Source organism: Caldanaerobius fijiensis DSM 17918 (assembly GCF_900129075.1).
GTDB lineage: Bacteria > Bacillota > Thermoanaerobacteria > Thermoanaerobacterales > Caldanaerobiaceae > Caldanaerobius > Caldanaerobius fijiensis.
Genome location: NZ_FQVH01000033.1, coordinates 21,329 through 27,868 on the forward strand (window position 1 = coordinate 21,329; position 6,540 = coordinate 27,868).

The following is a 6,540-nucleotide window of genomic DNA, read 5'->3' on the forward strand; positions in this document are numbered from 1 at the left end:
AAAGGATGAAATCAAAGATATTTATTGTTCTATGCGTATTTATGATTATTGCAGGGACTATGACGGTAGCTTATGCCAGCTACAGGGACATTCCATCATATATGACGGATGAAAATCTGATGCTACAGAGGCTTTCAAAACTTGGCATAATAAGTGGCTTTTCGGATGGCACATTCAGGCCAAACGATGCGGTTACAAGGGCGCAATTTGCAAAGATGATCACAACGGCATTGAAGATTTCTTCGACAAATTTGAGCAAGGGGCAGCTATTTCAGGATGTACCTCCCCATGAGTGGTATTATAGTTATGTGACAGAAGCAGCACTGAATGGGCTTATTTATGGTTACTCCGACGGCACGTTCAAGCCAAATAAATCTATATCTTATGAGGAAGGATTGGCTATTATCATACGGGCTCTTGGGTATAGCGACAGTGATTTAAGTGGCATGTGGCCGGCTAATTACATCGGGAAAGCCAGCGAACTGGGTTTAACAGCTGGTATATTACTAAATCCAGGAGATAAACTTGACAGAAAGTCAGCAGCCCAATTGATTGATCGCTTTTTGCTGTTGAATAAAAAAGGTTCTCAGACCACGGTGATCGAGTCAGCCAACAACATGAGCCTGAGAGATTGTATTATTACGAATACCAGCAAAACTGATAACACACTTTCTCAAGACGACGTCCAGACAAACATAGGGATATTTAAAAATAATGGTTATTCTGTAGATGAATTAATCGGGGATGAGGTTAAGATATTGGTGGATGATAAAGGCGATATAAAAGCCATATTTCCGGTAAACCAAGACAGCAGAAAGGTCTACACGGTAGATTCGTATATCACCAATCAAGCAAATGTCCATGATATAAATGGCAAAAAAACCACAATCGCATTTGGCGGCTATTCAAATTATTACTATAACGGACAAAGTGTCCAGATGAACGCGTTTATTCAGTCGATTAAGATAAATTCGACTTTGATCAAAAACACTGACAGCCAGGGTCGCAGTTACATGGTATTACTGGATCCACACATCGATGGTCCCTACATTTCATCATCCGATTATTACCCTGGAATGAGCATAAATGGAATTAAGTTAAGTAATACCAATGCAGAAGTGATTAAAAATGGCAGTAAAGCAAGTGTCAGTGACATCAAAAAATACGATGTCGTCAAGTTTTCCAGTGATTTTATGAATACGCAAAAAATATTATACGTATACGATAACAAAGTTACGGGAAATATCACAGCTATAACACCAGACAGCTATGCAGCGTCTCAAGTGTCAGTAAATGGAGTGGCGTATAACATTGGCAGTAATACGGCGCAAGATAAACTAAAAAATTTGTATGGAATCGCCAGTAATGTTACGCTGCTGCTTGATGAAAACAACAACGTTATAGATATTGTACCACCTGTATATTCTGACACCTCTAATATTGCAGTGGTATTAAAAGCAGGTACAGAAGTTGATTATTCTGCCGGTCCAGCAGGAGGTGCCATTGGCACAGTAACGCTGTTTACAACATCGGGCCAGCAAGTTACATATAAGACATCCCAGGATGTGGTGCCATTCTTAGGCAAAGCAGTGTTTTACACCGTGGATGGCAATGGTTATGTAAAGCTTGATGCTGTGCCTTTGAACATGTCCGATGTAAGTATTGATCAATTGCACGATACCATAAACGGCACAGCTATTTCGCCAGATGCTATTTTTATAGATGTGTCAGGTAGCAATGATCAGTATACTGCAAAGTTGGTGCGATTTTCAGATCTGCCAGAAGGAACATTTGGCAGTGATGTTCTGGCTTATAAATTGATAGACAGCAATTTTGGGGATGTGCGGCTTGCCATTTTCAACAATATCCTGGCTTTAAAACCCAGTTTTGGCGTGATAACAGGCGTAACCCCCATATGGGCTAACGGAAGTCAGATAGGTTCAAATGTTACTGTTATATCAGTGAATGGCATAGAAAAAATCACTACCAATATTTTAAACCTCAAAGCAGGTGATGTTGTATCTATAAGCAATCAATTAATTCAAACCCGTTTAAATCCCATTCAGAGGGCAGCACAGGCAACGGCGGTAGATAGTACCCGCATAAAGGTAGATGACAAAGTATATAGTCTAGCTTCCAATGTACTTGTGATAAAGTACGACAGTAATGATAATAATTACAGCATCTCATCGCTGGCAGAACTGAACAGCATGATTCAGAAGGGGAAGGCTGATAACGTACTGCTGTATAGCCTGGATAGTAATTATGTTAATGTAATATTAATAAATGAGTAAAGCAGAACAAAAAAGCTAGGGCCGAAGTTATCTAAACTCAAAAAGAGGCAAGCCTTATATGTCAGGCTTGTCTCTTTGTATACATATAAACTTTTACCCATGCGTTGAAAATCGGAGCGGGGTTTACAACAACATCACCAAGTTGGGCAGAGTGTTGTCTTATTCCACTATATATTTCAATGTTTTATCAGTAGTTAAGGTTCCTATTTACAATTTACTTTAATATATACGAATTTTTACTGTATTTTTAAAATACTATGTTTTAAATATTAACTAAAATTAACTAAATTTGATATATAAACATAGATTGAAACTAACGAGATGTATTAGAATAGAAAGCAATTTAAATCTCGTAGGGCTTATATATGGTGCATATAAAGGGTGGAAATATAAAACGGGTCTGAAAACGCGGACGAAAATCGTGACGTTTATATTCATTGCAACGTTGTTAGCGCGTATCTAAGTATTTTGCAGTTTATGCTAATTGTAGAAAATCAGTAGAAATATGGTATAATATATGTGAGGCAGTCGGAAAAGCAGGTGCGGTTGCCACTCTCCTATTAAGGAGGTGGTTGCTATGAGTACATATCAGGCATTGTCGTTAATGATAATGTTCGGTATGTTAATCGTAGCAATTCTCGAGTTTAAAAGAAAAAAATAACCGCCCTGCTCCCGACAGGGTGGTTATAGATTTGTAATCCCCTTTCGGGCAACCGCACATTGCGGACGATTGCCTCTTTACTTATATTATAGCACGGCTGTTAAAAAAGTAAACAGGAACATAAACATCCGTAAGGCAGGGTTCAACCCTGCTTTTTTTTAGCTCGATATGTTGTATAACTTTAAGGGTTTACCTTTCCTTTCTATTCGTTAAGCACCGATGGAACTGGAGAGAATGGACTTACTAGGAACACAGCTACTTGTAGCGAGAAACAGTTAGAGAGGACATTGGTTCATGTTATAACCGCACAAAGAAGGAATTTTGCGGTTTGTGTAGAAGTAATATAAAAACACAGAGGAAGAAGCAATATGATGTACATAGTATTACCATTGTTGCTGTACATTGCAAACAAAGAAATCAAGAACGCCGAATGCCGAAAGAAGTCCTAATTGCTGGATATATTCTTGTAGTGGTATGCATTTTGTATCTGTTGTACAGCAGGCAGCCTGCAATTAGTAACTTAATCGGCTTTGCATGTGGGCTGGGCTTTCCGTTCTGGTTCGTGTGGTAAGCAGAGGTGGTATAGGCTTGGATGATGTGCTGCTGTGTGGCAAGTTGGGTACATTGCTCTGGTTACAAAGGGTTGAATTAAAGCTGGCAGTTGCAATAGTAATTGCGTCGGTGTACTCAATAGTAATGATATGCAGGAAAGTATATACTTTGAAAAATGCGATTGCGTTTACGCCTTCTTTGGATTACATTTTTAGTGTTATGAATTAAAATATAATCCAAAATAATAAGATAAGGAGGAGTGATAGTAATGTATAAAAGACTTTTCGAACCTATCAAAATAGGCAAAGTTGAACTTAAAAACCGCATCGTTATGGCACCAATGGGGAATCTTGGCTACTCGGATACTGATGGATGTTTTAACAAAAGAGCTTTTGATTACTTCATTGAAAGAGCAAAAGGTGGAGTAGGTTTAATAATTACAGGTGTTTCAAAGGTTGAAAACGAAATAGAAAAATTTATTCCAGGTACGGCACCAACCCCTGCTATAAATCCCGGTAGGTTTATTCAAATAGCGGGTGAGCTTACTGAAAGAGTTCATGCTTATAATACAAAAATTTTCTTACAATTAGGAGTGGGGTTTGGAAGAGTTGCAGCACCGGCGCTTTTGCTTACCCATCCTGTTGCACCTTCGCCAATTCCAAACTATTGGAAACCAGATATAATATGTAGGGAACTTACAGAAAAAGAAATAGAAACAATAATCCAAAAAACAGCAGAGGCAGCGTTTATTGCAAAGGAAGCAGGATTTGATGGTGTTGAAATCCATGCTGTTCATGAAGGGTATTTGCTTGATCAGTTTGCAATTGCACTTTTCAACAAGCGTAAAGATAGATTTGGCGGTGATTTACGAGGACGGTTGACATTTGCAACCGAGATAGTAAAAGCAATAAAGCACTTGGTTGGACAAGATTATCCAGTATCCGTCAGATTTAGTATGAAGAGCTTTATAAAAGACTTCAATCAAGGCGGTCTTCCTGATGAAATATTTGAGGAAAAAGGAAGAGACGTTGAGGAAGGGCTTGAGGCTGCAAAGATATTAGAAGAAGCGGGATACGATGCATTAGATGTGGACAATGGATCATATGATGCATGGTATTGGGCACATCCACCTATGTATCAAAGCAATGGTCTAAACATTCCATACGTCAAAAGGTTAAAAGAGGTTGTAAAAATCCCAATAATGCTGGCTGGGAAATTGGATGCTGTTGAATTTGCTGCAAAGGTTGTAAATGATGGCATAAGCGATATGGTAGCAATAGGAAGAGGATTGCTTACCGACCCATATTGGCCTAAAAAAGTATTGAAAGGCGATATTGAAGACATAAGGCCATGTATTGGATGTCAGGTTGGATGCATAGGTAGGATTATTCAACCAAGACCGCTTTGTTGTGCAGTAAATCCGACTGTTGGCAGAGAAAAAGAATACGAGATAAAGCCTGCTGAAATAAAAAAACGTGTTATGGTTGTCGGCGGTGGAGTTGCGGGAATGGAGGCGGCAAGGGTACTTGCACTGCGTGGGCATGATGTTGAACTTTATGAGAAAAACGAAAAACTTGGCGGACATCTTGTCGAAGGATCAGTTCCGGATTTCAAAAAAGACGATGCAAGGCTTCTGAGCTGGTATAAATATCAAATGAAAAAGCACGATATAAAAGTTTATCTAAACACCGAAGTTACAAAAGAGCTCATAGATTACAAAAAACCAGATGCCATAATCATTGCAACAGGCTCTGAACCTATTATTCCAAATGTCAAAGGGATTGATAGCAGTAATGTTGCGCTAGCGACAGAATTGTTAGGTGGGGTGAAAGAGGCAAAAGACAGAGTAATGGTTGTTGGCGGTGGGCTTGTTGGTTGCGAGCTTGCGCTGTGGCTTGCAAAGCAGGGTAAGAAAGTAACACTGATAGAGATGCTAAACGATTTGATGGTAAGCGGTGCACCTGTTGCGCATGCAAACAGGATTATGTTAATAGACCTTCTAAAGTTTTACAAGGTTGAAATATTAACGAATACAAAGCTAGTTGAAGTTAAGGATAATGAAGCCATAGTTGAAACAATGGGTGAGAGAAAAGGTATATCTGTTGATACAATAGCTCTTGCAGTTGGGTATAAGCCAAACAAAAGGTTATATGAAATGATTTCCAAGGGCTATCCAGACGTTTATCTCATAGGTGACTCCCGAGAACCCCAAAACATAATGTATGCTATTTGGGATGCATATGAGGTTGCACGTGAGATATAAAAGCCAATACATCTTTTTTGGGGGATAGGTATTTACAAAGCCTATCCCTACTACTTTGACTTGTATTCGCTGCGGAACTGCTTTCAGGTATAGCCTATAGCAAAGAAGTTATAAAGAGAATTTTTAAGGAGGTATTTTAATGTACAAAAAATATATTTTTTGGGGCTTAATTTTGATGTGTAGTATTTTGATTGTAAGTTGTGGGAAAAGGATTTCAATAACTGAAACACAAACTCTTTCCTCTACTACATTAGAAAATGGAAAGCAGGAAGAGAAATCAGAAATTAATTGGAAATGTATATACATTGGTTCAATTATAGAAAGTGAAATGCCAGAAATTAAAAATCAGGTAGTGTTTGATAATGAAGATGAATGGCTAAAATTTGCTTACGATAACTTGCCTAACTCTATTGTTGATGTAGTAGATAAGCAAGTAAATTGGAAGGCGGAAGGTATAGTAGTATTACAGGATTATGCACCAAAAGGATATTTTTCTTTTTTACCGCAGGTGTCAGATGTGTGGATTGAAGATGGTTTATTAAAAGTAGAGTATGAAGATAATACAGATACATCAAAAACATATTATGTGAGAGCAGGTTACAACGAAAAATTGTGGGAGTGAAAAATATTTTGTGTATTTAGATTAATTTCATGCTCTTTCTTGATAAGAATCAATTAACATTTTATTTAACCCATTTCTTAGTATAACCTTTTTTCTACATTTTATGCATTAAAATGAATTAAATTGGTTAAAATATTTAATCAGGGAT

5 protein-coding genes are annotated in these 6,540 nt (G+C 38.0%); all 5 read left to right on the forward strand.

The genetic code is table 11. From position 1 onward, the window contains the following. Positions 1–5 precede the first annotated feature (5 nt). The 5 genes from BUB87_RS11260 (at position 6) to BUB87_RS11275 (ending at position 6,392) form a co-directional block, all read left to right on the forward strand. On the forward strand, positions 6–2,294 hold the full coding sequence (locus BUB87_RS11260; protein ID WP_073345467.1) for an S-layer homology domain-containing protein: 2,289 nt from the start codon (positions 6–8) through the stop codon (positions 2,292–2,294). A gap of 577 nt (positions 2,295–2,871) precedes the next feature. Beyond that, complete coding sequence (locus BUB87_RS15105) at positions 2,872–2,955, forward strand: putative holin-like toxin (RefSeq protein WP_407641842.1); 84 nt, start codon at positions 2,872–2,874, stop codon at positions 2,953–2,955. A 588-nt stretch (positions 2,956–3,543) separates the two neighbouring features. Next, positions 3,544–3,735: a hypothetical protein gene (locus BUB87_RS11265; RefSeq protein ID WP_143156689.1), complete on the forward strand. Its 192-nt coding sequence runs from the start codon at positions 3,544–3,546 to the stop codon at positions 3,733–3,735. A 40-nt stretch (positions 3,736–3,775) separates the two neighbouring features. After that, positions 3,776–5,770 carry an oxidoreductase gene (locus BUB87_RS11270; protein WP_073345472.1) on the forward strand — a complete coding sequence of 665 codons (1,995 nt, stop codon included), beginning with the start codon at positions 3,776–3,778 and terminating at the stop codon, positions 5,768–5,770. A gap of 139 nt (positions 5,771–5,909) precedes the next feature. Further along, complete coding sequence (locus BUB87_RS11275; protein WP_073345475.1) at positions 5,910–6,392, forward strand: hypothetical protein; 483 nt, start codon at positions 5,910–5,912, stop codon at positions 6,390–6,392. Positions 6,393–6,540: the final 148 nt, after the last annotated feature.

Coding starts and splice junctions, on each gene's coding strand:
- BUB87_RS11260 (WP_073345467.1), top strand. CDS start 6: ATGAAATCAAAGATATTTATTGTTCTATGCGTATTTATGATTATTGCA.
- BUB87_RS15105 (WP_407641842.1), top strand. CDS start 2,872: ATGAGTACATATCAGGCATTGTCGTTAATGATAATGTTCGGTATGTTA.
- BUB87_RS11270 (WP_073345472.1), top strand. CDS start 3,776: ATGTATAAAAGACTTTTCGAACCTATCAAAATAGGCAAAGTTGAACTT.
- BUB87_RS11275 (WP_073345475.1), top strand. CDS start 5,910: ATGTACAAAAAATATATTTTTTGGGGCTTAATTTTGATGTGTAGTATT.